The organism is Mesoflavibacter sp. (assembly GCF_964226795.1).
In the GTDB taxonomy this organism is placed as follows: domain Bacteria; phylum Bacteroidota; class Bacteroidia; order Flavobacteriales; family Flavobacteriaceae; genus Mesoflavibacter; species Mesoflavibacter zeaxanthinifaciens.
The window spans coordinates 115,630-141,655 of the sequence record NZ_CAXQQP010000008.1 but is presented as its reverse complement, the minus strand read 5'-3'; the positions used below and the strand labels follow the sequence as shown (position 1 = coordinate 141,655).

The 26,026-nt window shown below is 32.4% G+C and carries 22 protein-coding genes; 8 read left to right on the top strand and 14 right to left on the bottom strand.

Annotated elements, in window-relative coordinates; genetic code table 11:
- Positions 1-93 precede the first annotated feature (93 nt).
- Entirely contained in the window at positions 94-2,952 is a 2,859-nt protein-coding gene (locus ACEQT4_RS07545) for a GEVED domain-containing protein (protein ID WP_370226820.1), read from the top strand.
- A gap of 170 nt (positions 2,953-3,122) precedes the next feature.
- On the opposite strand, the gene ACEQT4_RS07540 is transcribed toward ACEQT4_RS07545, so the two are convergent.
- The 13 genes from ACEQT4_RS07540 to hemA form a co-directional block, all read right to left on the bottom strand.
- Complete coding sequence (locus tag ACEQT4_RS07540) at positions 3,123-3,836, bottom strand: 3'-5' exonuclease (RefSeq protein WP_370226819.1); 714 nt, start codon at positions 3,834-3,836, stop codon at positions 3,123-3,125.
- Complete coding sequence (locus ACEQT4_RS07535) at positions 3,829-4,983, bottom strand: serine hydrolase domain-containing protein (RefSeq protein WP_370226817.1); 1,155 nt, start codon at positions 4,981-4,983, stop codon at positions 3,829-3,831. The genes ACEQT4_RS07540 and ACEQT4_RS07535 overlap by 8 nt, the downstream gene beginning before the upstream one ends.
- Before the next feature lie 40 nt (positions 4,984-5,023).
- Positions 5,024-5,554, bottom strand: a complete 531-nt coding sequence (locus tag ACEQT4_RS07530; protein ID WP_370226816.1) for a DUF4442 domain-containing protein — start codon at positions 5,552-5,554, stop codon at positions 5,024-5,026.
- Positions 5,554-6,027: a methylated-DNA--[protein]-cysteine S-methyltransferase gene (locus tag ACEQT4_RS07525; RefSeq protein WP_370226814.1), complete on the bottom strand. Its 474-nt coding sequence runs from the start codon at positions 6,025-6,027 to the stop codon at positions 5,554-5,556. The genes ACEQT4_RS07530 and ACEQT4_RS07525 overlap by 1 nt, the downstream gene beginning before the upstream one ends.
- The gene (locus ACEQT4_RS07520) at positions 6,027-7,139 is read right to left on the bottom strand and encodes a CNNM domain-containing protein (RefSeq protein WP_370226813.1); all 1,113 of its coding nucleotides are present in this window, start codon (positions 7,137-7,139) and stop codon (positions 6,027-6,029) included. The genes ACEQT4_RS07525 and ACEQT4_RS07520 overlap by 1 nt, the downstream gene beginning before the upstream one ends.
- Positions 7,140-7,167: 28 nt before the next feature.
- Entirely contained in the window at positions 7,168-8,157 is a 990-nt protein-coding gene (gene hemB, locus ACEQT4_RS07515) for a porphobilinogen synthase (RefSeq protein ID WP_370226812.1), read from the bottom strand.
- A 34-nt stretch (positions 8,158-8,191) separates the two neighbouring features.
- Positions 8,192-8,557, bottom strand: coding sequence for a YchJ family protein (locus ACEQT4_RS07510; protein ID WP_106687986.1), 366 nt, complete (start codon positions 8,555-8,557; stop codon positions 8,192-8,194).
- Between the two features lie 3 nt (positions 8,558-8,560).
- Positions 8,561-9,463, bottom strand: a complete 903-nt coding sequence (hemF, locus tag ACEQT4_RS07505) for an oxygen-dependent coproporphyrinogen oxidase (RefSeq protein WP_370226810.1) — start codon at positions 9,461-9,463, stop codon at positions 8,561-8,563.
- The gene (locus tag ACEQT4_RS07500; protein ID WP_370226809.1) at positions 9,453-9,992 is read right to left on the bottom strand and encodes a GNAT family N-acetyltransferase; all 540 of its coding nucleotides are present in this window, start codon (positions 9,990-9,992) and stop codon (positions 9,453-9,455) included. Before ACEQT4_RS07500 ends, hemF begins: the two co-directional genes overlap by 11 nt.
- Before the next feature lies 1 nt (position 9,993).
- A complete protein-coding gene (locus ACEQT4_RS07495; protein WP_370226808.1) occupies positions 9,994-10,743 on the bottom strand; it encodes an EI24 domain-containing protein in 750 nt (249 codons plus the stop codon).
- 178 nt (positions 10,744-10,921) lie between these two features.
- Positions 10,922-11,947, bottom strand: a complete 1,026-nt coding sequence (hemE, locus tag ACEQT4_RS07490; protein WP_027879207.1) for a uroporphyrinogen decarboxylase — start codon at positions 11,945-11,947, stop codon at positions 10,922-10,924.
- 29 nt (positions 11,948-11,976) lie between these two features.
- A complete protein-coding gene (gene hemC, locus ACEQT4_RS07485) occupies positions 11,977-13,557 on the bottom strand; it encodes a hydroxymethylbilane synthase (protein ID WP_370226806.1) in 1,581 nt (526 codons plus the stop codon).
- Positions 13,550-14,812 (bottom strand): glutamyl-tRNA reductase, encoded by a 1,263-nt coding sequence (gene hemA / locus ACEQT4_RS07480; RefSeq protein WP_370226805.1) that lies wholly within the window; start codon positions 14,810-14,812, stop codon positions 13,550-13,552. The genes hemC and hemA overlap by 8 nt, the downstream gene beginning before the upstream one ends.
- A gap of 198 nt (positions 14,813-15,010) precedes the next feature.
- Between hemA and ACEQT4_RS07475 the strand changes: the two genes are divergently transcribed.
- Entirely contained in the window at positions 15,011-15,904 is an 894-nt protein-coding gene (locus tag ACEQT4_RS07475; protein WP_370226804.1) for a helix-turn-helix transcriptional regulator, read from the top strand.
- Positions 15,905-15,934: 30 nt separating this feature from the next.
- On the opposite strand, the gene ACEQT4_RS07470 is transcribed toward ACEQT4_RS07475, so the two are convergent.
- Positions 15,935-19,420: a TraB/GumN family protein gene (locus ACEQT4_RS07470; protein ID WP_370226802.1), complete on the bottom strand. Its 3,486-nt coding sequence runs from the start codon at positions 19,418-19,420 to the stop codon at positions 15,935-15,937.
- A gap of 156 nt (positions 19,421-19,576) precedes the next feature.
- Here ACEQT4_RS07470 and hemH point away from each other — a divergent pair, with 156 nt between their 5' ends.
- The 6 genes from hemH to ACEQT4_RS07440 all read left to right on the top strand — a co-directional run bounded on the left by hemH (position 19,577) and on the right by ACEQT4_RS07440 (position 26,025).
- A complete protein-coding gene (hemH, locus tag ACEQT4_RS07465; RefSeq protein ID WP_027879202.1) occupies positions 19,577-20,620 on the top strand; it encodes a ferrochelatase in 1,044 nt (347 codons plus the stop codon).
- Complete coding sequence (locus ACEQT4_RS07460; RefSeq protein ID WP_370226801.1) at positions 20,621-21,970, top strand: MATE family efflux transporter; 1,350 nt, start codon at positions 20,621-20,623, stop codon at positions 21,968-21,970.
- A complete protein-coding gene (locus ACEQT4_RS07455) occupies positions 21,970-22,518 on the top strand; it encodes a CopD family protein (protein ID WP_027879200.1) in 549 nt (182 codons plus the stop codon). Before ACEQT4_RS07460 ends, ACEQT4_RS07455 begins: the two co-directional genes overlap by 1 nt.
- 44 nt (positions 22,519-22,562) lie before the next feature.
- Positions 22,563-24,011: an ATP-binding protein gene (locus tag ACEQT4_RS07450; protein ID WP_370226799.1), complete on the top strand. Its 1,449-nt coding sequence runs from the start codon at positions 22,563-22,565 to the stop codon at positions 24,009-24,011.
- Positions 24,012-24,027: 16 nt separating this feature from the next.
- Positions 24,028-24,810: an enoyl-CoA hydratase/isomerase family protein gene (locus ACEQT4_RS07445; RefSeq protein ID WP_370226797.1), complete on the top strand. Its 783-nt coding sequence runs from the start codon at positions 24,028-24,030 to the stop codon at positions 24,808-24,810.
- A gap of 141 nt (positions 24,811-24,951) precedes the next feature.
- Positions 24,952-26,025 (top strand): PA0069 family radical SAM protein, encoded by a 1,074-nt coding sequence (locus ACEQT4_RS07440; protein WP_370226795.1) that lies wholly within the window; start codon positions 24,952-24,954, stop codon positions 26,023-26,025.
- Position 26,026: the final 1 nt, after the last annotated feature.

Sequence of the window (26,026 nt, the reverse complement as noted above, 5' to 3'; positions counted from 1 at the left end):
AGTTATTTGACTATAATTTTAGTTTATTGTTGTGTATTTAATATAATTGTTAATATATTCATAAAATATTAACTATTTTTTTAAACATTAAATATGAAAAACAAAATTACATTAACTATTTTAGGTTTGTTTTTTGTGGCTTTCTCCTTTGCACAAAAACGTCATTGTGCAACAATGGAAAATTTAGAGTACAGAAAACAACAAAACCCAAAACTTGAGCAAAGAATGGCTCAAATAGAGGCATTTACTAAAACAAAAGTACAGCAAATGCAAAACAATACCAATAGGGTAGATGGTAGTGTAATAACCATACCTGTTGTAGTACATGTTTTGTATCGAAACTCTACAGAAAACATTAGTGTAGCTCAAATACAATCTCAGTTAGATGTATTAAACGAAGATTTTAGAAGGACAAATCCAGATGCAGATAACACTTGGTCGCAAGCTGCAGATACCGAGATACAATTCTGTCTAGTAACTGTAGATCCTAACGGAAATGCTACAACTGGTATTACTAGAAAGCAAGTAACTAGACAGGATTGGGGAACAAGTGATGATATGAAACGTTCTTCTACTGGCGGAGTAGATCCTTGGGACACAAGTCAATATCTTAATATGTGGATTGTTCCAAGAATGACAAGTGGAGGAAGTACTATATTAGGATACGCACAATTTCCAGGTGGTAATGCTGCAACAGATGGTGTTGTAATGGCATATAACTATTTTGGTCGTGTAGGTAGCGTTTCTGCACCTTTTGATGGTGGTAGAACAACAACACATGAGGTTGGGCATTACTTAAACTTAAGACACATTTGGGGAGATGCTAATTGTGGTAACGATTTTGTAAGTGACACACCAACGCACCAAACCGCTAATTATGGTTGTCCAACTGGACAAACGTCTTGTGGATCTACAGATATGCCACAAAACTACATGGATTACTCAGACGATTCTTGTATGAACTTATTCACGCAAGGTCAAAAAAACCGCATGCGTGCTGTTCTAGAAGCTGGCGGAGTAAGAAGAAGTCTTGCCTTATCAGATAAATGTGGTGCTGCACCACAACCAACATGTAGTGATGGTGTACAAAATGGCGACGAAACTGGTGTAGACTGTGGCGGATCTTGCGCGCCTTGTCAAACAGGTCCACAATATTGTGCGTCGCAAGGAAATAATGTTAATGACGAATATATTTCTAGAGTACAATTAGCAAGTATTGATAATGCTTCTGGAGCTCAAACGTATTCAGATTTTACAAGTATCTCTACAGACTTATCTAAAGGTTCTGGTTATACGGTAACAGTAACTCCAACTTGGACAGGAACTACTTATGCTGAAGGTTATTCTGTTTGGATTGATTACAACCAAGATGGTGATTTTACAGATTCTGGTGAGCAAGTTTGGACCAATGCAGCAACACAAACTTCACCGGTTAGTGGAAGCTTTACAGTGCCAGCATCTGCAACTAACGGAGCAACAAGAATGAGAGTTTCTATGAAATATAACGGTATACCAACATCTTGTGAGGCATTCTCTTATGGTGAAGTTGAAGATTATACGGTTAACATTATAACAGGAACACCAGATACAACGCCACCGGTAATTACATTAACTGGAGCATCTACAATTAATTTAGAAGTTGGAGATACTTATACTGAATTAGGTGCAACTGCTACAGATAATGAAGATGGAGACATTTCTTCAAACATTGTCATAACAGGAACTGTTAATACAAACACAGCAGGAACTTACACAAGATTTTACAATGTTAGTGACTCAGCAGGAAACGCTGCTTCACAAGTGACAAGAACAGTAATTGTTACACAACCAACAACAGGATCTTGTTCTGGTGGTATTAGTGCTTTCCCTTATTCTGAAAGTTTTGAAAATACTTTAGGTGCTTGGACGCAATCAACATCAGATGATTTTAACTGGACTGTTGATGCCAACGGAACGCCTTCAAGCAACACAGGACCATCTAGCGCAAGTGCTGGAACATATTATGTGTATATGGAGTCTTCTTCACCAAATTACTCGACAAAAAGAGCAATTTTAAACTCACCTTGTTTTGATTTAAGTGCAGAGTCACAAGCAACTTTTAGTTTTGATTATCATATGTACGGCGCAACTTCTATGGGAAGTTTAGCTTTACAAGCAAGTGATAATAACGGAGCAAGTTGGACTAATGTTTGGAGCCAATCTGGTAACCAAGGTAACTCTTGGCAAACAGCTACTGTTGATTTAAGTGCTTATGTTGGTGGTACTGTTCAATTACGTTTTAATGGTGTAACTGGTACAACTTGGCAAGGTGATATGGCGGTAGATGCTGTTAACCTATCTACTTCTGGTGGCGGTAATGCAGGTTGTTCTAATGTAACATTATCAATTACTTTTGATAACTATCCAGAAGAAACCGCTTGGACATTAACTAATAACTCAGGTCAAACAGTTGCATCTGGTGGTACTTATGGATCACAAGCAGATGGTTCTACTTTAAATATTCCTATTGGATGTTTAGATGATGGTTGTTATAACTTTACAATTACAGATGCTTACGGAGATGGTATTTGCTGCTCATACGGAAATGGTTCGTATACCTTAACAAATACAGATACTGGTGCTACATTAGCTTCAGGTGGATCATTTACTAGTAGTGAAACTACAAACTTCTGTTTAACAAATAATGCTAAGTCATTTACTAGTACTGTAACATCTTCAAGCCAATCTAACAACCAATTTTTGGTATATCCAAATCCAGTTAAACAATCTTTAAATATCGAACTAATTGGTTTTGAAGCTCAGACTTACGAAATTAAAAATATGTTAGGTCAAACGGTATTAAAAGGTAAGTTTACGTCTAATATTGATGTGTCTAAGTTTGATGCTGGTGTTTATATTTTACAAGTAAATATTGGTGAGAAATCTAAAATCAAACGATTTATAAAAGAATAATCCCTTAACTAATCAACCAACCATTAAACTATAAAATCCAGAGTGAAAGCTCTGGATTTTTTTATTTTCAGTTACCTCAAATCTTGTCTAGGGTTAAATAGAATAAGGTCTCGACTGCGCTCGACCTGACAATGCGCTCGATCTGACAACTTTAATTTTGAATAAAGATTTTAAACATGAAGTATTTCATCTTCTTCTAATAAATTATCACCTCTTAAACGCAATAATATTTGTGCTACAGCAATAGTGTCTTTTTCGCAATAGGTAATGATTCTGTCTATATTATTTTCTTCATAATACACTCTAAATACTTCGCTACCATCAATATCATCTTTTGGTGAAGGTATGCCTAAAACATTAGTTAATAATTTAAGTGAAGTATAGGTTTTATAGTCGCCAAATTTCCATAATTCTAAAGTATCAAGATGCGGTACTTCCCAAGGTTTTTTACCAAAAAGGTTAAGTTTATATGGCAATTCCATATTGTTTATAATCATGCGCCTTGCAATATACGGGAAGTCAAATTCCTTACCATTGTGCGCACAAAGTAGATGTTTTGCGTGACTAAAATGCGTAGTAAGCAGGTTTTTAAAATCTTGTAAAAGTTGTTGTTCTTCACCATAAAATGAGGTTGTTCTAAACACTCTTGTATCACCATGAATTTTAAAATAACCAACCGAAATACATATAATTTTACCAAACTCTGCCCAAATACCTGCACGTTCATAAAATTCTTCTGCGGTAAAATCGTCTTTACGTTGGTATTGCGATTTGTGTTCCCAAAGCGCTTGTTTAGTAGCATCTAAATCAGAAAAATGTTGCGTTTCTGGAACGGTTTCAATATCTAAAAATAATATGTGTTCTAGATTGAGTTTGTTAATCATTCTCCAACATTTTATAAGCTTCTTCAATGTAAATTGAAATATCTGGTGTAAAAGTAGCTACAGCGTCACCAGGTCCTTTGCTATGTCCGAGTCTTACAATAATTACGTTGTCTTCTGGCTCTACAATAACGTATTGACCTAAATGACCGCGCATCATAAAAAAGGATTTGTCTCCTACCTTTTTTAACCACCAACCGTAACCGTATTCTGGACTTTCTTTAAATCTAGGTGTTACCGATTTTGCTATAAATGCCGAATCTAAAACTTGTTGTCCGTTCCATTTACCATGATCTTTATATAGTTTTCCTAAACGTGCAAAATCTTTAGCATTGCTAGCAATACAACAGTAGGCTTTTACTAAATCATGTGCTTCGCTGTCTAATTGCCAAAGGGTTTGGTTTTCGCTACCTAAAGGTTTCCAAAAGCTTTCTTCTAAATAGTCGTATAGTTTTTTACCTGTTGCTTTTTCTATAACCATAGCTAGCATTTGTGTATCACCACTTGCGTATTTAAAGGCTTGTCCTGGTTGATTAACAACCTTTAAACCATTAATTACTTTTGCTAGATCGTCATCAAAATAAGCACGCGTAGTGATGGATAAAGGCGAGTAGTAAGCTTCGTCCCAATTGGTTCCAGAACTCATTGAAGATAAATCTCCAACCGTCATTTGCGCTGCTTTACCATCGCAAAAAGCTGGTAAAAAATCACAAACTGGTTGATCTAGACTTTTTATATGACCTTCCATAATAGCTTTACCTAACATAGCAGATACATAGCTTTTTGCCATAGAGAATGAGTTTGATTTTGAGTTTTCATCATAGCCATCATAGTATTTCTCAAACCAAATGCTGTCATTTTTTATAATAACGTAAGCTATAGTTTTATTTTGTTTGTTTATTTTCTCAAGCTTTTTGGTAGGTTTAACAGTATTATAGTCTTTATGATTAGTCCATGGTTGAGGTTGGCTAATATCTATTGTTGCATTGTCAAAACGCTTATAATCATCTAAAAATGCAGTAGTATAACCACGTAGATAGATAGTACGTACAGCTTTTATTAAATAGTCTGTATCGGTAATGTAAAGGGTTGCAATTATTAGTGCAAAAAGTATGATTATTACTTTTAAAGTTTTTTTTAAGATTCTCATTTTAGAAAGTTAGTTTAGAAAAATTAAATATAAATAAATTCTAGTTAGTTTTTTTCTTTGCGTTTCTTGACGCAATTTTTTCTTTGTAAAACGTCTTTGTAGCGATGTATAAAGTTTTATCAAATTCGGCAATTGTTTCTCCTTTATTGTTCACTAATTGCATGGTCTTTATCATATCTACTTGAGGCGTTTGTTCTAGTTGAGATTTTAAATCAAGGATTTCATTTTTATCAAAAATAAATTCGCCATAAATTGTCCCTTTTGCTGGTCGTTTATATCGTGCAGTAACAGCTTTATCCCAAATAACGTAATCGTTACCAAGTATTTGAATTAGTTGTATCATATAAATTGGATCTGTTGCTGCAAGCATGCTTCCTCCAAATATAGAACCAGCATAGTTTCGGTTTTTCCAATTTAAAGACATTTTAATTTTTACGTAATGTAAATTATCACTTACAGAAATTATTTTTGCTGTAGTACGTCTATACATTGGCGACCAATTAAAACCATATTTGTAAATAGTTGAAGGTTTTAAAAAACGAGTTAAAATCTGTGTCGCTGTTTTATACATTAAAATAAAGTTTGTTGTTTGTACGGACTTTCATGCTCTAACAACCATTGCTTACGGTGCAATCCGCCAGCATAACCTGTTAAACTTCCATCACTGCCAATTACGCGATGACAAGGAATAACAATCCATAGCGGATTTTTACCATTGGCGTTTGCAACAGCTCTAATAGCTTTTACATCGCCTAATTGTTGTGATAATTTAAGGTAAGTTGTTGTTGTACCGTAAGGAATAGTTTGCAAAGCTTTCCAAACTTTTTGTTGAAAATCTGTGCCTTGCGGATTCAATTTTAAACTGAAGGTTTGTCGTTTACCCTCAAAATACTCGTTAAGTTGATAAACGCAGTCTTGTAAGACTTCTGGAATGATATCGGTTAGTTTTTCATTATTATTTAATACCGAAATTGACATTAAACCATCTACATCACCTTCGATTTTAGTGACTCCTAAAGGTGAATTGATGTAGCAGGTTTCCATTAATTTTCGTTTTCTATAATTCCTAGTTTTTTAGCACGTGCTTCCCAACTTTTTCTTGCTAAATGTTGAAGATCTGAAACGTTATCACTTTCGTCCATAATTTCAAGTCCTAAAAGCGTTTCTATAACGTCTTCCATAGTTACTAAACCACTAACACTTCCGTATTCGTCAACAACTAAAGCCATGTGGTTTCTGGTTTCTACTAATTTTTCAAAAAGTGTTGGTATTGGTAAATTTCTTTCTACAATAATAATATCTCTTCTTAAATCTGCTAGCTTTTTTGTACCATTACCTAAAGCCATTTCCTTGAAGATTTCGTCTTTTAAAACTAATCCTTTAATGTTGTCTTCTGCATCGGTATAAATAGGAATTCTTGAAAAACGAAGGTTTAGGTTTTTATTAAAAAAGTCTTCTACAGATGTGGCATCGCTTTCGGTTTTCATAACGGTTCTTGGCGTCATGACATCTTTAGCCATTACATCTTTAAAGGTTAAAAGATTTTTTATAATTTTACTTTCGTTTTCTTGAAATACACCTTCTTCGTGAGCCATATCTGTCATTGCATGAAAATCTTCACGACTTAGTACGCTTCCATGATGACCTTTACCGCCAATTAACTTTGTGGTAAGTTGTAAGATCCATAATATTCCTGTCCATTTAAGCGGAAATATTAATATATGAAGTGCTTTTGTAGTAAAGTTAGCTAGCTTTTTCCAATACGTTGCGCCTATGGTTTTTGGAATAATCTCTGAAGCTACTAATATTAAAACTGTCATAATTGATGATACTACACCAACCATAACATCTTCTGTAAATTTAATGCCTAAAAACGATTTTATTTCAGAACCATAAAGTTCTGCATAGGCTGCTTTTGCTTGAACACCAACTAATATTGCTCCAACTGTATGTGCAATAGTGTTAAGTGTTAAAATGGCTATTAATGGACGATCTACGTCTTTTTTTAATGATTCTAAATCTTCAGCATAATGTTTACCTTCTTGTTTTTTTACATTAATAAAAGTAGGAGTTATACTTAGTAAAACAGCCTCTAGAATAGAACATAAAAATGAAAAGAAGATTGATATAAAAGCGTAAAAAAGGAGTAATCCCATGGGTTTTTTAGTTTAAGTTTATGCTAAGTTACGATAATAATTTTACAACATCCTTAGCAAAATAAGAGGCAATGATGTCTGCGCCAGCACGTTTTATTGCTGTAACTTGTTCTAGCATAACAGCATCGTGATCTAGCCAACCTTTTTCGGCAGCAGCTTTAAGCATTGCATACTCACCAGAGACTTGATATACAGCTACAGGAACATCAACTTCGTTTTTAATCTCACGTACAATATCTAAGTAGCATAATCCTGGTTTTACCATAACAATATCTGCACCTTCGTCTATATCCATTTCGGTTTCTCTTATGGCTTCAAAACGGTTAGCATAATCCATTTGGTAGGTTTTTTTGTCTTTTGGTACATCAACCATGTCTACTGGAGCAGAGTCTAACGCATCACGAAATGGTCCATAAAATGCAGATGCATATTTAGCAGAATAACTCATAATACCTGTGTTGATAAAACCTTCGTCTTCCAAAGCTTCACGAATGGTTAAAATACGACCATCCATCATATCGCTTGGCGCAACAAAATCTGCTCCAGCTTCTGCATGAGAGACACTCATTTCTGCTAAAACTTCAGCAGTATCATCATTAATAATTTGTCCGTTGTCTACAATACCATCATGACCGTAAGATGAAAATGGATCTAAAGCTACATCCGTCATCACCAACATATCAGGACACACGTTTTTTACCGTTTTGATAGCGCGTTGCATTAATCCATCTGGATTTAAAGCTTCGGTTCCTTTATTATCTTTTAAGTTATCAGGTACTTTTACAAATAGTAATACCGACTTTAAGCCTAAATTCCATAATTCTTTGACTTCATTTTCTAATAAATCTAAGCTGTAACGATAGTAGTTTGGCATAGATGCAATTTCTTCTTTTACGCCTTTACCTTCTACCACAAAAAGTGGTACTAAAAAATCGTTTGGAGATATAATAGTTTCTCTAACTAAGCTTCTTATTGCCTCGTTAGTTCTTAGTCTTCTGTTTCTTCTTAAAGGATACATGTAATTGTTTTTTTTAAGTATTTACTTAAATGATTTATTTTGCAAAACCCAGATAATACCAATGGTTATTTTCTTTTACAAATTTAGAATTTTCATGGATAACATCTGGTTTTCCGTTTTCAAAAAAGAACGCATTAAATTTTACTGTATCTACAGTACTTTCTAATACTTCTAATTTTATCCATTGAACAGATTTTGCCCATTTTTCGATATTTTTCTTGTCTTTTGTAGGTCTTGTACTTTTATGATGTGTTTGCATTAAATAATCGCCATTTGCTAATACAAAAGCAGAATATCTTGAACGCATTAATTGTTCTGCAGTTTCTGTTTTACCTCCATTTTTATGAAAGATTTCGCAGCACTCTTTATAGGATTTTTGAGATCCGCAATAGCAATCCATAACTTATACCCAGTTTTTAGGGTTTTTTAATACGTCTAACAATTTAGCTTCGTCACTACCGTCTTCTGGATTATGGTCGTAAACCCATTGTACATGTGGCGGAAGACTCATTAAAATACTTTCTATACGTCCGTTAGTTTTTAAACCAAACAAAGTGCCTTTATCATGTACTAAATTGAATTCCACATAACGACCACGACGTATTTCTTGCCAATCGCGTTGTGCTTTTGTGTATGGTAATTCTTTACGCTTTTCTACTATAGGAAGATAAGCTTCAAGGAAACTATTACCAACTTCGGTTACAAAATTGTACCAGTTTTCCATGCTCATTTTTTCTGTTGCTTTACAGTAGTCAAAAAATAATCCACCAATTCCTCGTGCTTCGTTACGATGTGTATTATAAAAATACTCGTCGCAACGGGCTTTGTATTTTGGATAAAACTCTGGATTGTGTTTATCGCAAGCTGTTTTACACACTTGATGAAAATGTTTCGCATCTTCTTCAAAAAGGTAATAAGGCGTTAAATCTTGTCCGCCGCCAAACCATTGGTCTACAATATTTCCGTCTTGGTCATACATTTCAAAATAGCGCCAATTAGCGTGTACCGTTGGCACCATTGGACTTTTTGGGTGAATAACAAGACTTAAACCACATGCAAAAAAATCGGCATCTTCTACACCAAAATACTTTTGCATACTATCTGGTAATTTACCGTGTACACCAGAAATATTGACACCGCCTTTTTCAAACACATTTCCGTTTTGGATCACGCGTGTACGTCCGCCGCCACCTTCTGGTCTAACCCAAATGTCTTCTTCAAATTTGGCTTTTCCATCTATAGCCTCTAAGCCAGCAGTAATTGTGTTTTGTAAGTCTTGTATGTATTGATAAAATTTATGTTTCATTATGTAATTCGTATAATTCCATGTCTAATGGCTTTTCGCCATTTGGAGTAAATTCGTTTTTTAAAGTTTTAATCCATTTAAAATTAGTATTCTCGGCGACTTTTACGCTTCCAATATTATCTTTATGAACTATAATTTGTAAGGTGTTTAAATGCAATTGGGTAAATGCAAATTCGCTTAAACATTTAACCGCTTTAGAGGTAATGTTTTTTCCTTCAAAAGGATAACCAATGCAGTAGGCAAATTCCCCTTGTTTTATGTTCCAATTTAGCTCTTTTATATAGACTACACCTGCTAATTCTCTTGACTCAGATTGTTTTATTGTAAATAGAAATTCTTCTTTATTATTAAACTGTTTTACTTTTTTATCGACAAATAATTGAGATAACGTTGGAGTTAAATTTTGAGCTAATGTTTTAGGAAAAAAGCGTTTTAACCTATCTTGATTTGCAACCATAAAATCGCATAATTCCCAAGCGTCACCGTTATGGATTGGATTGATTTCAAAGTTGTCAAATCTTAAATTCATTTTAATGGCTTAATTTTTCGGCATTAATCACTTGTACAGTTTTTAAAGACGCAGCAGTAACAGACAAAGGTAATACTAATATGATACCAAAAATAGGGATTAAAAGTAGTAACATAAAAACAATACCATTACCTATTGCAATACCACGATAACGTCTAACAAAACTTATACTTTCTTTATACTTAAAATGTCTTTCTAAGGTGTAATCCATATTACCAAAACCAGCGTAATAGGCTTGTGTTAAAAATAGTAATATACCTGATATTATGCCAATTACAGGAATAAAACTAATTAATAATATTGGTATGGTTAGTAGTAATTCTCTAGTTAAATTTCTAAGGTTTATTTTGATACCTCTAGATAATTGCTCTGAAAACGATGTGTTACGATGTTGGTGTTGTTGAATGCCTGTTAAATGTGCTTCAATTTTTTCTGAAACTGGACTCATAAATGGTGCAGAAAGTGCCATAATGATATGTCTGTAAAGAATTAAGCCTAAAGCAACGACTACAAAACCACCAATAAAAGAAGAAATGGTTGTAAAGGTTTCTTTTCCCCAATCCCAAAACCATATTTTTGCAATAAAATTTCCAATGTTATCTGATAATCCGTAAGCTAAAACACTAATAATTATAGCTGTTACAAAGCTAATGATGATGGGAATGAAAAAATATTTCCAGAGTTTTAATTTTGAAATTAAGCCAAAAGCTCCTGCATAACCTTGTAACCCTTGTAGTATGTGTTTTATCATAACTTTAGTTTAAAAAGTTGTGCTTTGACTACGCTCTCCTTGACACGTTAGCGATTGAACGGTTTGTTTGAGCTCCTCGCAGAGAGCGAGTAGTGAAAGCGCGACCTACTTTTTTACTTCTATTAGTTGAAATTTATGACTAATTGTTACTAAAAAAGTAGGTAACACCTTAAAAATTTTAAGCTTTATAGTTTTTTACAGCATCTATAAATGCTTTTGCGTTTTCTAAAGGTATATCTGGTAAAATACCATGACCTAAATTAACGATGTATTTATCTTTACCAAATTGATTAATCATATCTGTCACCATAGTTTTAATTTTTTCTGGTGAAGAATATAATCGTGTTGGATCAAAATTACCTTGTAAAGTAATGTTATTACCAGTTAAATAACGCGCGTTTCTTGGTGAGCACGTCCAATCTACACCTAAAGCAGATGCGCCAGATTTTGCCATAACGTCTAATGCAAACCAGCAACCTTTACCAAATGCAATTACTGGAGCATCGTCTTTTAAGGCATCTATGATTTGTTGAATGTATTTCCATGAAAATTCTTGATAATCTTCAGGAGAAAGCATTCCGCCCCAAGAATCAAACACTTGTACAGCGTTACAGCCTGCTTTTACTTTTTCTTTTAAGTAAGCAATGGTTGTATCTGTTATCTTTTGAAGCATTTGATGTGCTGCAACTGGATTTGTAAAACAGAATTTTTTGGCTTTGTCAAAGTTTTTGCTGCCTTGTCCTTGTACACAGTAACATAAAATTGTCCATGGTGAACCTGCAAAACCTATTAACGGAATTTCGTCATTAAGTTTTTCTTTGGTTGCTTTTATAGCTTGGTATACGTAGTCTAATGCTTCTGTAACGTCTGGTACAATTACATTGTCTACATCTTGTTGTGTGCGTATTGGATTTGGTAAATAGGGACCAAAATTAGGTTTCATTTGTACCTCAATATTCATGGCTTGAGGAATTACTAAAATATCACTAAATAAAATAGCTGCATCCATACCGTAACGACGTATAGGTTGTACGGTAATTTCGCTTGCTAATTCTGGTGTTTGACAACGTGTAAAGAAATCGTATTTGGCTTTAATTTCCATAAATTCTGGAAGGTAACGACCTGCTTGACGCATCATCCAAACTGGTGGACGTTCTACGGTTTCTCCTTTTAATGCTCTTAAAAATAAATCGTTCTTAATCATATTTTTATGTTCCGTTAAAACGGTTTTTTTTACTTGTTGGTGTAAAAGTCATTTACTAATTCTATAACGCTTTCTACAGTTGGTACTTTGGCAACACGTACATCTTTAAAATGTTTGCTTGCTTCTTTTGCTGTAGTTTCGCCAATGCAAAATGCAATACCATTAGCAATGTTTTCTTTTTTATAACTCTGTACTGTTGAAGGACTATAAAACATAACACCTTCTACAGACTCAGGTACTTTTAAACTATCGTATTTTGTTTGATAGGCTTCAATTTCGTTTACCTTAATATTGTTGTTTTCTAAAATGCTAGGTAAGTCGTCTAAGCGTAAGTTGCTACAGAAATAAGTTACTTCTGTACCTTCCATATATTCAACTAAATAATTGGCTAGTTTTTTTGCGTTTTTTTCGCTGTGTTTAACCTTGCCAATTCTTTTTTCTATCAGTTTTTTGGTACGTCTTCCAACGCAATAGATGTTTTTAAATTGAAGCTCTATAGGAGAGAAGCTTGTTAATAAAGCTTCGACAGCATTTTTACTAGTAATAACTACGTTTTCAATTTCGTTTTTTACAAATCTTGGATGAATGCGGTTAAGGCTTATTTTGATAAAGTCACTACTTTCTGGCGTTACTTTTTCATTGAATAAGAAGCGTTGATCTTCTGTAAATGATTTTGTAGAGTAGATATTAACCTGTTTATCTTCATCTTTTAACTGGTCCATTAAACGTTTTCCGCCACGTTCAATGATGTATTCTGCAGCCCATTCGGCTAAATCATAATGCTCGCCAACAGGTTTTGTGCGCTTAACTTCAATTTTTTTAGTGCCATCTTTACTTAGTAATACACCATGGAAGTGAATTTCGTCATTTTTTATAAAAGCAGATCCACCTATTGGCGCAGTACAACCACCTTCTAATTTATTTAAAAATGTACGTTCTATAGTTGTACAGATTTCTGTTTCTTCGTGATTAATTTCAGAGATGATGTTTTTAGTTTCTTCGTCTTCATCTAAAACTGCAACCATAATGGCGCCTTGTGCTGGTGCCGGTACCATCCATTCTAAATTTACAGAGTTTTCTGGTCTTAAATTTAGACGACCAATACCTGCTGCTGCAAAAATGGCGCCGTCCCAATCGTTATCTTCAAGCTTTTGTAAACGTGTGTTTACATTTCCTCTTAAATCTACAACGTTATGAGTTGGATAACGGTTTAACCATTGTGCACGTCTGCGTAAGCTACCAGTTGCAATGGTTCCGTTTTTTGAAGCTAAAAACTCTTCATTTTTTTTAAATACCAATGTATCACGGATGTTGCCACGTTTTAAAACAGCTCCTTGCACAATGCCTTTTGGTAATATTGTAGGAACATCTTTTAAAGAATGTACAGCAATATCTATATCGTGATTAAGCATTGCAATATCTAATGTTCTGGTAAAAATTCCGGTAATACCAAGCTCGTAAAGTGGTTTGTCTAAAACAATATCTCCTGTAGATTTTACAGGTACTAATATGGTTTTATGACCTTTTTCTTCTAATAATTTTTGTACTACTTTGGCTTGATAAAGAGCTAGCTCGCTATCGCGAGTTCCTATTCTAATGGTTTTAGACATTGGTTGTGGTGTTTTCTAATTGAAACACTTTTTTTATAAGTTCTAGACTATCGTCTGTTGAGGTTAAATCGTCTTTTAAATGGTGCGCAAAATGGTTAGTAATTTTTTGAATGATATTATTACTAATTAATTCGGCTTGTTCTTCGTTAAAGTTAGCCATTTTTTTGCGTTGAGTATCTAATTCAGCAGCTTTAAAGTCTAATAGTTTATCTTTTAATGCTTTAATTGTAGGTGCAAATTTGCGTGTAGTTAACCAAGCATCAAAATCTGTTTTAATATCTTCTATAATAGACTCTGCAACAGGAATATGTTTTTTTCTACGTTCTAGAGTCTCATCGGTAATTTGTGATAAATCATCTAAATGTACCAGCTTTACATTTTTTAAGTCGGTTACATTTTCGTTGACATTTTTAGGTATAGATAAGTCTAAAATTAATAAGCCTTTTTTGGATTGGATAAGATGCTTGTCTACTGTTGGGTTTTGTGCACCAGTAGCAACAATTAAAATATCTGCTTTATTAATCTCTTCTTGCAGGTTTGCATAATCTTTTACAATAAGGTTAAATTTTCCTGCAATAGCCTCGGCTTTATCTTTTGTACGGTTTATTAATGTGATGTGCGAATTTTTAGAGTGTTTTACTAAATTCTCACATGTGTTACGACCAATTTTTCCTGTTCCGAATAGTAAAATATTTTTTTCTGAAACATTATCTACATTATTTAAAATGTAGTGTACCGATGCAAATGACACGCTTGTTGCGCCCGTAGAAATATCTGTTTCTGTTTTTATACGTTTACTGGCTTGTATAACCGAGTTAAGTAAACGTTCTAAAAAAGGGTTTAATAAATTATATTTTTTTGATTCTGAAGCACTCTTTTTAAGTTGCCCAATAATTTCAAAATCACCTAAAATTTGACTATCTAAACCAGATCCTACCTTAAATAAATGTGAGACTGCATCATTACCTTTGTAGATATAAGCGTATTTTTGAAACTCTTCTACATTGCCTTTAGAATTATCACAAAGTAATTGAATTAGTTGATATGGATGTTGTGCAAAACCATAAATTTCGGTTCTGTTACATGTTGAAGTGACTACTAAGCTCTCTATTCCGTTGGATTTAGCTTGTTGCAATAACGCAGTTTTAGAATTTTCATCTAAACTAAAATGACCTCTAATTTCTGCGTCTGCTTTTTTATAACTTAAACCTAAGGCATAGAAATAAGTGCCTAAAGACTTTTGATAATGCTCCATGTTTACCTGACTGGGACTTTATTACGATACAAATTTATGTAGTAAGCTAAATAAAAAATAACGCTAAAGGAACTTTTAATATCGATTAGCGTTTTTTATGCATGTTTTTTTCAAAACAATGACAATTATCATATTTTTGTAGTAATCACAATGGTTTTAAGCGCTTTTGTTTAGAATCATTCTAAATAAAAGATAAATATGTCACTTTCAGTAGCTAAAAAAAATAACGCTAAAGGTTCTTTTAATGAAACCCAAGTTGATGATGAGGTTTTTGTTTTAACTTATCAAAATGAAACCTCTGAAAATCAAGTTATTGAACGTTTTATAGATAGTAGTTTTATACAGTTTCATTTTTGCTTAAAAGGTGAAAGTACTTTTGTTTTTAATAATGGAACTTATCGTTTGGACATTAAGGAAGAATCTTCTTTATTGCTTTACAATCCAGAAAGAGATTTACCGATACATTTAGAAGTAAACCCAAATTGTTGGTTGGTTACGTTATTGATTTCAATAGAAAAATTTCACGGTTTATTTTCTCAAGAAGCAAATTATATCACCTTTTTAAGTGAAGATAATCGTGATAAAAAATATTATAAGGATGGAAAAATTTCGCCATCTATGGCTATTACATTAAATCAAATTGTGAATTATAATTTGAATTCGTCTATCAAAAATCTATATTTTAAGGGAAAAGCTTATGAGCTTTTAAGTCTTTATTTTAATAAAGGCGAAGATGCAGATATAGAGCAATGTCCTTTTTTAGTAGACGAAAGCAATGTTGCAAAAATAAAAAAAGCTAAAGATGTTATAATTACAAGGATGTCAGAACCACCAACTTTACAAGAGCTTTCTGACGAAATAGGTTTGCCTTTAAAAAAATTAAAAGAAGGTTTTAAACAAATTTACGGAGATTCTGTATTTAGTTTTTTATTTGATTATAAAATGGAAGTTGCTAGAAAACTATTAGAGTCTGGAGCGCATAATGTGAATGAAGTTGGGTTAAGGGTTGGTTATAGTACAGCAAGTCATTTTATAGCTGCTTTTAAGAAAAAGTATGGCATAACACCAAAAAAATATATTTTATCAAAATAAAAGAGGCGCTTTTTAGCGCCTCTTTTATTATTAATCATTAAGTCGTTTTCTGTCTTTGTATTTGACTTGATCTAGGACTTCTTCAATAAGTTTATTGTCTTCTTTATTGTCGTCAATATAATTACCACTATAACCAGATTTATAGAATACTTTTGTTTGTAGTTTTTTAGGGTCTTCTGGCTTCAAAAATGCAGCGTAGTAGAAGCGTTTATCTTCATCTTTTTCACGTTTTTTGATAAACATGTAAAAGTAAATTTCACCTTCTTTATTGTTATCTGTTGTAAATTCTCTTTTGCCTATAAATTGAATAGAATCACGTTCTTCTTGAATTGTTTTATTTTCAAAAAGGGTAGATTTTGCATACATCTCTTGAGTTATTTTTTCTTTTAAGTATGGCTTAAATAGCTTATGGCGATACATTTTATCTACTAATATAGCTTGATTTTTAAATTCTTCTATGGTTTTTTTCTTAAGCTTTTCTGGGATATCTTCTTTAGCTTTTTCTAACAGTACGTAATAGGTTGTTAGTGCTTGGTTGTTGTCGCTGTCTAAGAGTTTTTCGAAAAAGATTTTTACGTTTTGTTCGTTTCTATAAGGAAATAGTAGTTTTACATATTGCGGTAAGATACTATTATAGGATTTGTAACCATAATTGTTACCGTTGCTTAAGCTACGTTTTATCTCAATTTTACCGTCTGTTAAGATTTGTTTCTTATATTTTTTGTAAATCTTATTTTTTACTACATTACTATCTTTTAGCCTAGTTAAAAGTTTGTATACAGGTTCTTTGTATTCTTTAATTGTAGTGTATTGCATGATGTTAGGAAACAGCATCTTTTTTAATTCTAAAGAATCTTGATAGCTGTAAAACATGTAATTGATAGATTTATCTAGAGGTAAATCTTTACTTAGTAATTCTAAAAACTGACTATAAGACTTTTTTGTCTTTTTATTAATTAAAGATTTTAAAATGGTTGTTTGTATGTCTGGCTCTGAGTAGGAATCTAAGTATAATTGTCTTAGAAAAGCATCGGTACGAGGATCTTCTAAGTCATTTAATTCTGAAATTAAAAAGGTTTTTAAATCTTCTTTATTCTGTGGGAACTCGAAGTTTTTAATCAAATCTATCATTGTGCTAGCATTTGCTTTGCTAAACTTAATTTTAGATTCTGCATTTAAGACAATGCTGTCATTATTTTTTAATGCTTCAAAGAATAGAATGGTTTTATCGTTAAATACCGATTTACCTAAAAGTGTATCTAACGGTTCAAAGGTATCGTAAAATTTAGTGATAAATTCTGAAGGTTCAGAAATAGAATCTGTTAAAGTTTTAAGTTCAAAAAGTGCACCTTTTTTAAGGATATTTTTCACCAAGATTTCTTTAGCGCTTAACGAGTCTTTTATAGTGAAATCATAGTAATATTTATCATCTCTTTGATACTTTTTCTTATCTGTTATTATATATTTTTTATAACCACTATCGTAGTCTTTATAATCCTTAAAAGGATTTAATTTATTGTCAATCTCGTTCCATAAACTATCAATGTTTTTGTACATCTGCAAGTCATGAAATTTGGTTTTAGTGATGTTTATTTGCTCGTTAGCTTTAGAGAAGTAAGTAGTGCTTTTTGTTTTTTCTTCATAGTCTTTTTTCTTGCTGCTGTAACCGTAGTAATTATCAAAAGATGGTGCTTTTGTGTTTGTGATTACCGAAAAATATAGTGTTGTATCTATAGTTTTTTTAAATCCGTGATGTTTGGTGACTTTAAATTTAAACGAATCGAAAAATGCTTTTGCTTTTTGGGTATCTTCACCAACGTAACCTAACAGATAATAACTACCATCTTTTATAATGCTTTTAAGATGTATGTTTTCTGCGTTGGTCGAATCTTTTTTTGCAATACCGGTATAACTGTAATATGGTTTTTTATCGAAGCTACCAGTATGGTCGTCAATATCTAAATCTTTAAAAAAGTTAGTAACAATAAATTTAGCTTCAAACTTATCTTCTTCTATGTAAAAAGTATCATTAAAAGCGCCTTCTTTTAAGAAATAGTAGTTATTATCAACTTTACCCTGTATAAGTTTTTGTCCTGCATTTTCAAGATTTTCTGTGATCATATATTCAGGAAAGTCAACTTCATATTTATTATAGTTTGAAGTGAAATTTTTAAATTCTGAAGTTTGTGTTTTAAAAGTAATAGAGTCAAAAATATCTGCCTCTTGATTTAAAACATAATTTTTTGGACCAGCTAATTTTATAATAATTATCTCTAAAGGTGTTTTGTAGATATGGTATTTTTGATAATCGCCTTTTTTGGTTTTATTCAAAATACTTATGCCAAGATAAGGTGATGTTATTTTTTCCTTTTTAATGATGTCTCCAGGAATGTCTTCAAATAAAAAGTCATTTAAACGTTCTAAAGTAATGTCTTTTTCATGAGGTAAATAGTTAAAAGTATTAAAGCGATTAATGGTTAAATATGCACCATTAGTCATATCTGGAGAGATGTAATATTTTTGACTTCCGTAAGCAAACTCATATAGTTTGGTAAAAGTATTCAGGCTTATAAAATGATCTGGAGTACTATTTAAAGTTGTTTTTTCTGGTAAGATATAATCCTCAATTGCATCTTTTTTAGCTTTACCAATTTCGGTTTGTTTAGATAATAATGGTTTTACCGTGTATCCTTTTTTTCTAAACATTTCTAGCATGCCTTTAGAGCCAGGTAAATGTGCAGCGCCAACACCTGCAAATACGGTTTTAGATTGCATTAAACTATCCATAACATGCGCCATATTTGCATTACGCTTGTATAGCATATGTTCTCTAAAAAACTCTGTATTTGTAGCTTCTCCAATAGAGTCTAAAAGCTTTAGGTTTCTGTCTCTGTACGTGTTTTCTTGAAGCAAATACGGACTTTCTTTTTCGTAGATTTTTTGTAACCAAGGATCTATTTTTGGTTTTGTGGCATTGTGTTGAGCTTTACCAACTAAAAATCGAGACTCTTCTAAATCTTCTAAACTATAGACATCTTTTCCTTTTTTCTTACCAGCTTGGTAAATAAACATATCTAGGTAAGTTTCTTCTTCAAAGTTGTCAGAATATCCATCTTTACGATACAAATAACCGTTAATCATACGATTATCTGCTCTTATACTTCCTCTAATTTCTACTTCTTCAGGATGTTCAATTCCCATTAAATTAGAGTAAAAGTTTTTGTCATAATTTCTGTAACTATAATTTTGAGGAGAAAGTGTAAGGGTTTGGTAATTAAAAGGTAACCAAGAAGAAGGATCAGACTCTAAAGCTACAATTTCACTTTTATCTAAAGCTTCAAAAAAAACATCGTCTAGTCTAAAAGCTACTTTTTTACTAACGTGCATTGTCCCATAAATATAGGATGGTTTGGTTAGACCATTACCTGATATTTCCCATAATAAACTTTGATTTTTTTCTTGAGCAATTGATGTAAGCGAAATTGCGCAGAAAAGCGCAATGATATATTTTTTCATATGTTAATGTAATAGCAGTAAGGTAAATATATTAAACTAAATTTGATAATAAAGGTTTTATTTATGTAATCATAGACTTTAAGTATGTATAACTAAAAGAAATAAAATGGTATTATAAAATTAGAGTTGTATTTTTACACTCTTAAATTTTTGCAAATGAAAAAAGGAGTACTTCTAGTTAATTTGGGCTCTCCTGATAGCCCTAACCCGAAAGATGTAAAAAAATATTTAGGAGAATTTTTGATGGATCCGCGTGTTATTGATGTGCCAAAATGGGCAAGAACCCTTTTAGTTAAAGGGATTATTCTTAACACAAGACCAAAACAAAGCGCTAAAGCGTATCAAAAAATTTGGTGGGAAAATGGATCGCCTTTAATTGTGATTAGTGAAGAATTACAACAAAAAGTACAAGAGCAAGTAGAGTATCCTGTAGCGTTAGCAATGCGTTATGGAAGTATGACCATAAAAAAAGGATTGCAAGAGTTAGTTGATAAAGGTGTAGAAGACGTATATTTAATACCGCTTTATCCTCAATTTGCTATGGCAACTACCGAGACTATTTTGGTTTTAGCTGAAGAAATTAGGCAGCAACATTTCCCTAATTTAAAGATTGAAAGCCTGCCAGCGTTTTATAACAAACCAGAGTATATAAAGACGCTTTCAGAATCAATAAAATCTCATTTACAAGGTAAAAATTACGACCATTTATTGTTTTCTTATCATGGTGTTCCAGAACGCCATATTAGAAAAAGTGACATCACCAACGGACATTGTAAACCAAGTGATATTATAGATTGTGCATGTTGTAAAACCGAAAGTAAAGCACATGAGTTTTGTTACAAACATCAATGTAAAGAAGTAACACGATTAGTTGCAGAATATTTAAATTTAGAAGAAGGAACTTACTCAACATCCTTTCAGTCTAGGTTAGGGTTTGATCCATGGTTACAACCTTATACAGACCGTACTATAGAGCGTTTAGGTCAAAGTGGTATAGAAAATATGGCAATAGTAACGCCTGCTTTTGTTAGTGATTGTTTAGAGACTTTAGAAGAAATTGCTATGGAAGGTGAAGAGATTTTTCATGAAGTTGGCGGTAAAGATTTTACCACAGTACCATGCTTAAATACCGATCAAAATTGGGTAAATAATTTAGTGAAATGGATTGAAGAATGGGCAAAAACACCTGCAACAATCTAAATGAAAAATAGCAACTCATCTAATTTAGGGACTGAAACCATTAGTAAATTATTGGTTAAACAAGCAGTTCCGGCGTCCATAGGTATACTAGTAATGTCTTTAAACATTTTAGTAGATACTATTTTTGTGGGTAATTGGATTGGATCTGTTGCTATTGCGGCAATTAATGTAGTACTTCCTGTGTCTTTTTTTATTGCTGCTTTAGGGATGAGTATTGGTGTTGGAGGATCTTCTATTATATCTCGTGCTTTAGGTGAAAATAATTACAAAAAAGCATTACGTGTTTTTGGTAATCAAATTACGTTAACCTTATTATTCACAATAATATTTGTGGTTTTTGGGTTGTTTTTTGTAGATAATATCATTCCCGCTTTTGGCGGAAAAGGTGATATTTTTGAGCCAGCAAAAGTTTACTATACTATAGTGCTTTATGGCGTTCCGTTTTTGGCACTTTGCATGATGGGTAATACGGTAATAAGAGCTGAAGGCAACCCAAAATTTGCAATGTACGCAATGTTAATACCGTCTATTGGTAATCTTATACTTGATGTTGTTTTTATCAAGTTTTTAGATTTAGGAATGGCAGGCGCTGCTTGGGCAACAACAGGATCTTATTTATGTTGTTTTATGTATATTTTATGGTATTTTTACTCAAAATATTCAACCTTAAAAATTCAAACTAATCAATTTAGGTTAGATACTCCAATTGTAAAAGAAATAGCTAGTCTTGGATTTGTCACTTTATCTAGACAAGCTGTGGTTAGTATTACGTATTTATTTTTAAATAATATTTTATACAAATTAGGAGGAGAAACATCGGTTACAGCTTACGCTATTGTTGGTCGTATGTTAATGTTTGCTCTATTTCCTGTGTATGGTATTACACAAGGGTTTTTACCAATAGCTGGTTTTAATTACGGCGCAAAAAACTATAAACGGGTCAAAGAAACCATTTTCACAGCCATTAAATACGCTGTTATTTTAGGAACATTAGTGTTTATTTTGTTAATGGTTTTTCCAGAGTTTATCACAAAACTATTTACTTCAGATACAGAAGTTTTAAAAGAAACACCAAGCGCCATGCGTTGGGTTTTTGCAGTAACACCAATTATAGCCATACAACTTATTGGAGCAGCTTATTTCCAAGCAATTGGTAAAGCTACACCTGCATTATTACTTACTTTAACAAGACAAGGTTTTATTTTTATACCGTTGTTGTTGGTATTGCCAAATATGTTTGGAGAACTTGGTGTTTGGATTAGCTTTCCAATTGCAGATGTCCTTTCTACTTTAATTACCGCTTATTTTTTATATCGTGAAGTTAAAACTAACTTAGTACCAAAAGACTAATGGAATATTATAATTACATAAAAGCGTTACACCTTATTTTTGTTGTGACTTGGTTTGCGGGTTTATTCTACATTCCGCGACTATTTGTATACCAAATAGAAGCGTATCATAAACCATCTCCAGATAAAGAAATTTTAGGGAAACAATTAAAACTAATGGCAAAACGCTTATGGTTTATCATTACTTGGCCAAGCGCAATTTTAGCAACTATTTTTGCAATTTGGTTGCTTATTTTGCAGCCTGTTTGGTTAAAACAACCATGGATGCATGTTAAATTGACCTTTGTAGTTTTATTATATATTTATCATTATATGACCCATGTTTACTACAAACAATTACAAAAAGATGAAGTTAAAAAGACTTCAAATTTTATGCGACTTTGGAATGAGGGAGCAACATTTATACTCTTTGCAGTTGTATTTTTAGTAATTTTAAAAAGCGCCATAAACTGGGTATTTGGTGTTATAGGTATTGTAGTTTTAGGAGTGTTGTTAATGCTTGGATTTAAGATCTATAAACGCATTCGCGAAAAAAATCCTAACGCTTAAATCTTAATCTAATATTTTGGTTTGATTATTGCTATATTTAAGAAATGAAATTCGGAAAACTTTCTTTACGATTACGCATATTTATAGCAATGATTTCTTTAGTGCTATTAGCTTCTATATTAATAGCATTAGTAGCTGCGTATCAATATAGAGAAGAAACACAAGACTACCACAAACAACGTTTAGAACGTAAAGAAACTAGTATAAAACGTCACATAAATTTTGTGATAAGAGAAACGTCTTTTGAGGTTGTTCCCGATAAAATTCCTTTCATTTTTAAAGAAGAAATCTATAAAATAGCAGACGTACATGGGCTTCAAGTTAATCTGTATGATTTAGAAGGTGCTTTATTAATTTCGTCTAAAGCAGCATTACCACAAGATGTCAAAGAAAAATGCTTAAATGCAGAGGTACTTAATATTTTAAATTCGACTGTTGATCATAGATATGTGCAAAAACGTGATGTAAAAGGACAAAGTTTTAGGTCGTCTTATACCTACATTACAGATCAAAAATTTAAGCCTTTAGCAATTTTAAATTTACCATATTTAGAAAATGACGATTTTCTATCACGCGAGTTGAATGAGTTTTTTGAGCGTTTAGGATATGCTTATTTACTGATGTTAATCATAGCAGTGTTTTTAGCATTTTTAATTTCAAAATATATTACAAAATCCCTTAAAACAATTAGTGAAAAGATTAAGCAGATTAGACTTGAAAAACGTAATGAAAAAATTGTTATAAAATCGTCTTCTTCTGAAATTGATACACTTGTAAAATCTTACAATAGTATGATTGACGAGTTAGAAGAAAGTGCTGTGAAATTAGCAAAAAGTGAGCGTGAGCAAGCTTGGCGCGAAATGGCAAAACAAGTAGCGCACGAGATTAAAAATCCTTTAACGCCAATGCGTTTGACGGTACAAAGTTTTCAAAGAAAATTTGATCCACAAGATCCTGATATTATCAAAAAGTTAGACGAATACAGTAAAACACTTATCCAACAAATAGACACAATGAGCTCTATAGCAAGCGCATTTTCTAACTTTGCAAAAATGCCTGCACAGCAAAACGAAATGCTTAACGTAGTTAAAATTATAGATTTAGCATTAGATATTTTTAACGAAGATTATATAGAGTTTTTACCAGAAAAAGATGAAATTATTGCCAAGTTTGATCGTACTCAGTTAATACGTGTAGTTACTAACTTGGTTAAAAACGGAATACAAGCCATACCAGACACTAAACAACCAAAGATTGTAGTGCAGGTATTAGATTTAGATACAGAAGTAAAAATTAATATTTCTGATAACGGTGTAGGTATTTCAGAAGAAAATCTCGACAAAGTTTTTGAACCTAAATTTACTACCAAGTCAAGCGGAATGGGACTTGGGTTAGCTATGGTAAAAAATATTGTAGAAACTTATAAAGGAACCATTACCTTTGTAACTCAAGAAAACATAGGAACTACTTTTACGGTTTCATTTCCTAAATAACTAAAACATTTCTATTATGAATTTTGAAAATATTTTAAGTACATCCAATCAAGGTGTAGCAACAATTACAATTAACAGACCATCAAAGTTAAATGCTTTAAATAAAGCTACAATTGAAGAACTTCATCAAGCTTTTAAAGCGGCAGATCAAGATAAAGATATAAAAGTGATTGTTGTTACAGGTAGCGGCGAAAAAGCTTTTGTTGCTGGTGCAGACATTAGTGAGTTTGCTAATTTTGATGTAGAAAACGGTGGTAAATTAGCAGCAAAAGGACAAGAGATTTTATTTGACTTTGTACAAAATTTAAGTACACCAGTAATTGCTGCTGTCAATGGGTTTGCGCTTGGTGGCGGATTAGAATTAGCAATGTCGGCTCATTTTAGAATTGCAAGTGATAATGCAAAAATGGGCTTGCCAGAAGTTAGTTTAGGTGTAATACCTGGTTATGGTGGTACACAACGTTTACCACAACTAATTGGTAAAGGTCGTGCTATGGAAATGATTATGACTGCAGGAATGATAGATGCACAAACTGCGCTAAGTTATGGCTTAGTAAATCATGTGGTGGCGCAAGAAGAATTATTGCCATTAGCCGAAAAAATTGCTGGAAAAATCATGAAAAACTCTAGCGTAGCTATTGGTAAAGCAATAGAAGCAGTTAACTCAAATTACAAAGATGGCGTTAATGGATTTGAAGTAGAAATTGAGCAATTTGGAGCTTGTTTTGGTACCGAAGATTTTAAAGAAGGTACAACTGCGTTTTTAGAAAAAAGAAAAGCAAATTTTCCTGGTAAATAATCTATTAATACATAATTTTATATAGGTGAGCTAAATATGGCTCACCTTTTTTATATAATATGTTTTGATGAGTGCTATTATTTATTAAAAATTAAAACATAAACATGATATTGTTTTGTAATTTTACAAAAATTATAAAATATGTTAAATAGTTCGATAAAAAAAGGACGTGGCGCGCAGCAAAACATAAACAATCGTTTTTTTGAATTATCTCACGAAGTAAGAGACGATTTTTTAGAATATTGTGAAAAAGAAGGTGAGGTAGCAGACAATGACAAAACGCAATATTTAGAAGTCTATCCAAAAACTATTGTAAATAAAGTAAATTCTCCAGATGTTGGTATGTCATATTCTATGAATATGTATCAAGGTTGCGAACATGGATGCATTTATTGCTATGCAAGAAATAGTCACGAATATTGGGGCTATAGTGCAGGTTTAGATTTTGAAAGACGTATTCTGGTAAAAAAAAATGCGCCACAACTTTTAGAAGATTTTTTAAAGAAGAAATCATGGAAAGCACATCCAATTGTTATGTCTGGCAATACAGATTGCTACCAACCGGCTGAAAAGCAATTTGAAATAACCAGAAAATGTTTAGAGCTATTTTTAAAATATAAACATCCAGTCTCAATAATTACTAAAAATGCTTTGGTTTTAAGAGATTTAGATCTTTTAAAAGCATTGCAAAAAGACCAGTTAATTAGTGTAAATATTTCAATTACATCTTTATCAGAACAGACAAGGCGTATACTAGAGCCAAGAACAGCTACCATAAAAAAACGACTTGAAACCGTAAAAATTTTAAGCAAAAATAATATACCTGTTAATGTCATGTTAGCGCCAATAATACCATCCATAAACAGTCATGAAATTTTACCATTAGCAAAAGCAGTAAGTGAAGCTGGAGCATTAAGTATTGCGCATACCATAGTAAGGCTTAACGGTGCAATTGGGCAAGTATTTACAGATTGGATACAGAAAAAAATGCCAGATAGAGCAGAAAAAGTACTTAATCAAATTAAAGACTGTCACAACGGAAATTTAAACGATTCTAGATTTGCAACACGCATGAAAGGTGAAGGTAATATTGCAAAACAAGTTTCAGATTTAATGCAACTGGCTAAACTTAAATATTTTAAAGATAAAGCAATGCCAACATTAAACACAAACCAACACGAAAGTTATAAAGACGGACAATTAAAGTTATTTTAAA

Coding starts and splice junctions, on each gene's coding strand:
- ACEQT4_RS07495 (WP_370226808.1), bottom strand. CDS start 10,743: ATGATAAAACACATACTACAAGGGTTACAAGGTTATGCAGGAGCTTTT.
- ACEQT4_RS07455 (WP_027879200.1), top strand. CDS start 21,970: ATGGAATATTATAATTACATAAAAGCGTTACACCTTATTTTTGTTGTG.
- ACEQT4_RS07500 (WP_370226809.1), bottom strand. CDS start 9,992: ATGAATTTAAGATTTGACAACTTTGAAATCAATCCAATCCATAACGGT.
- hemH (WP_027879202.1), top strand. CDS start 19,577: ATGAAAAAAGGAGTACTTCTAGTTAATTTGGGCTCTCCTGATAGCCCT.
- hemF (WP_370226810.1), bottom strand. CDS start 9,463: ATGAAACATAAATTTTATCAATACATACAAGACTTACAAAACACAATT.
- ACEQT4_RS07470 (WP_370226802.1), bottom strand. CDS start 19,420: ATGAAAAAATATATCATTGCGCTTTTCTGCGCAATTTCGCTTACATCA.
- ACEQT4_RS07440 (WP_370226795.1), top strand. CDS start 24,952: ATGTTAAATAGTTCGATAAAAAAAGGACGTGGCGCGCAGCAAAACATA.
- ACEQT4_RS07545 (WP_370226820.1), top strand. CDS start 94: ATGAAAAACAAAATTACATTAACTATTTTAGGTTTGTTTTTTGTGGCT.
- ACEQT4_RS07530 (WP_370226816.1), bottom strand. CDS start 5,554: ATGTATAAAACAGCGACACAGATTTTAACTCGTTTTTTAAAACCTTCA.
- hemC (WP_370226806.1), bottom strand. CDS start 13,557: ATGTCTAAAACCATTAGAATAGGAACTCGCGATAGCGAGCTAGCTCTT.
- ACEQT4_RS07540 (WP_370226819.1), bottom strand. CDS start 3,836: ATGATTAACAAACTCAATCTAGAACACATATTATTTTTAGATATTGAA.
- ACEQT4_RS07535 (WP_370226817.1), bottom strand. CDS start 4,983: ATGAGAATCTTAAAAAAAACTTTAAAAGTAATAATCATACTTTTTGCA.
- ACEQT4_RS07475 (WP_370226804.1), top strand. CDS start 15,011: ATGTCACTTTCAGTAGCTAAAAAAAATAACGCTAAAGGTTCTTTTAAT.
- ACEQT4_RS07450 (WP_370226799.1), top strand. CDS start 22,563: ATGAAATTCGGAAAACTTTCTTTACGATTACGCATATTTATAGCAATG.
- hemA (WP_370226805.1), bottom strand. CDS start 14,812: ATGGAGCATTATCAAAAGTCTTTAGGCACTTATTTCTATGCCTTAGGT.
- ACEQT4_RS07520 (WP_370226813.1), bottom strand. CDS start 7,139: ATGGGATTACTCCTTTTTTACGCTTTTATATCAATCTTCTTTTCATTT.
- ACEQT4_RS07445 (WP_370226797.1), top strand. CDS start 24,028: ATGAATTTTGAAAATATTTTAAGTACATCCAATCAAGGTGTAGCAACA.
- hemE (WP_027879207.1), bottom strand. CDS start 11,947: ATGATTAAGAACGATTTATTTTTAAGAGCATTAAAAGGAGAAACCGTA.
- ACEQT4_RS07525 (WP_370226814.1), bottom strand. CDS start 6,027: ATGGAAACCTGCTACATCAATTCACCTTTAGGAGTCACTAAAATCGAA.
- hemB (WP_370226812.1), bottom strand. CDS start 8,157: ATGTATCCTTTAAGAAGAAACAGAAGACTAAGAACTAACGAGGCAATA.
- ACEQT4_RS07510 (WP_106687986.1), bottom strand. CDS start 8,557: ATGGATTGCTATTGCGGATCTCAAAAATCCTATAAAGAGTGCTGCGAA.
- ACEQT4_RS07460 (WP_370226801.1), top strand. CDS start 20,621: ATGAAAAATAGCAACTCATCTAATTTAGGGACTGAAACCATTAGTAAA.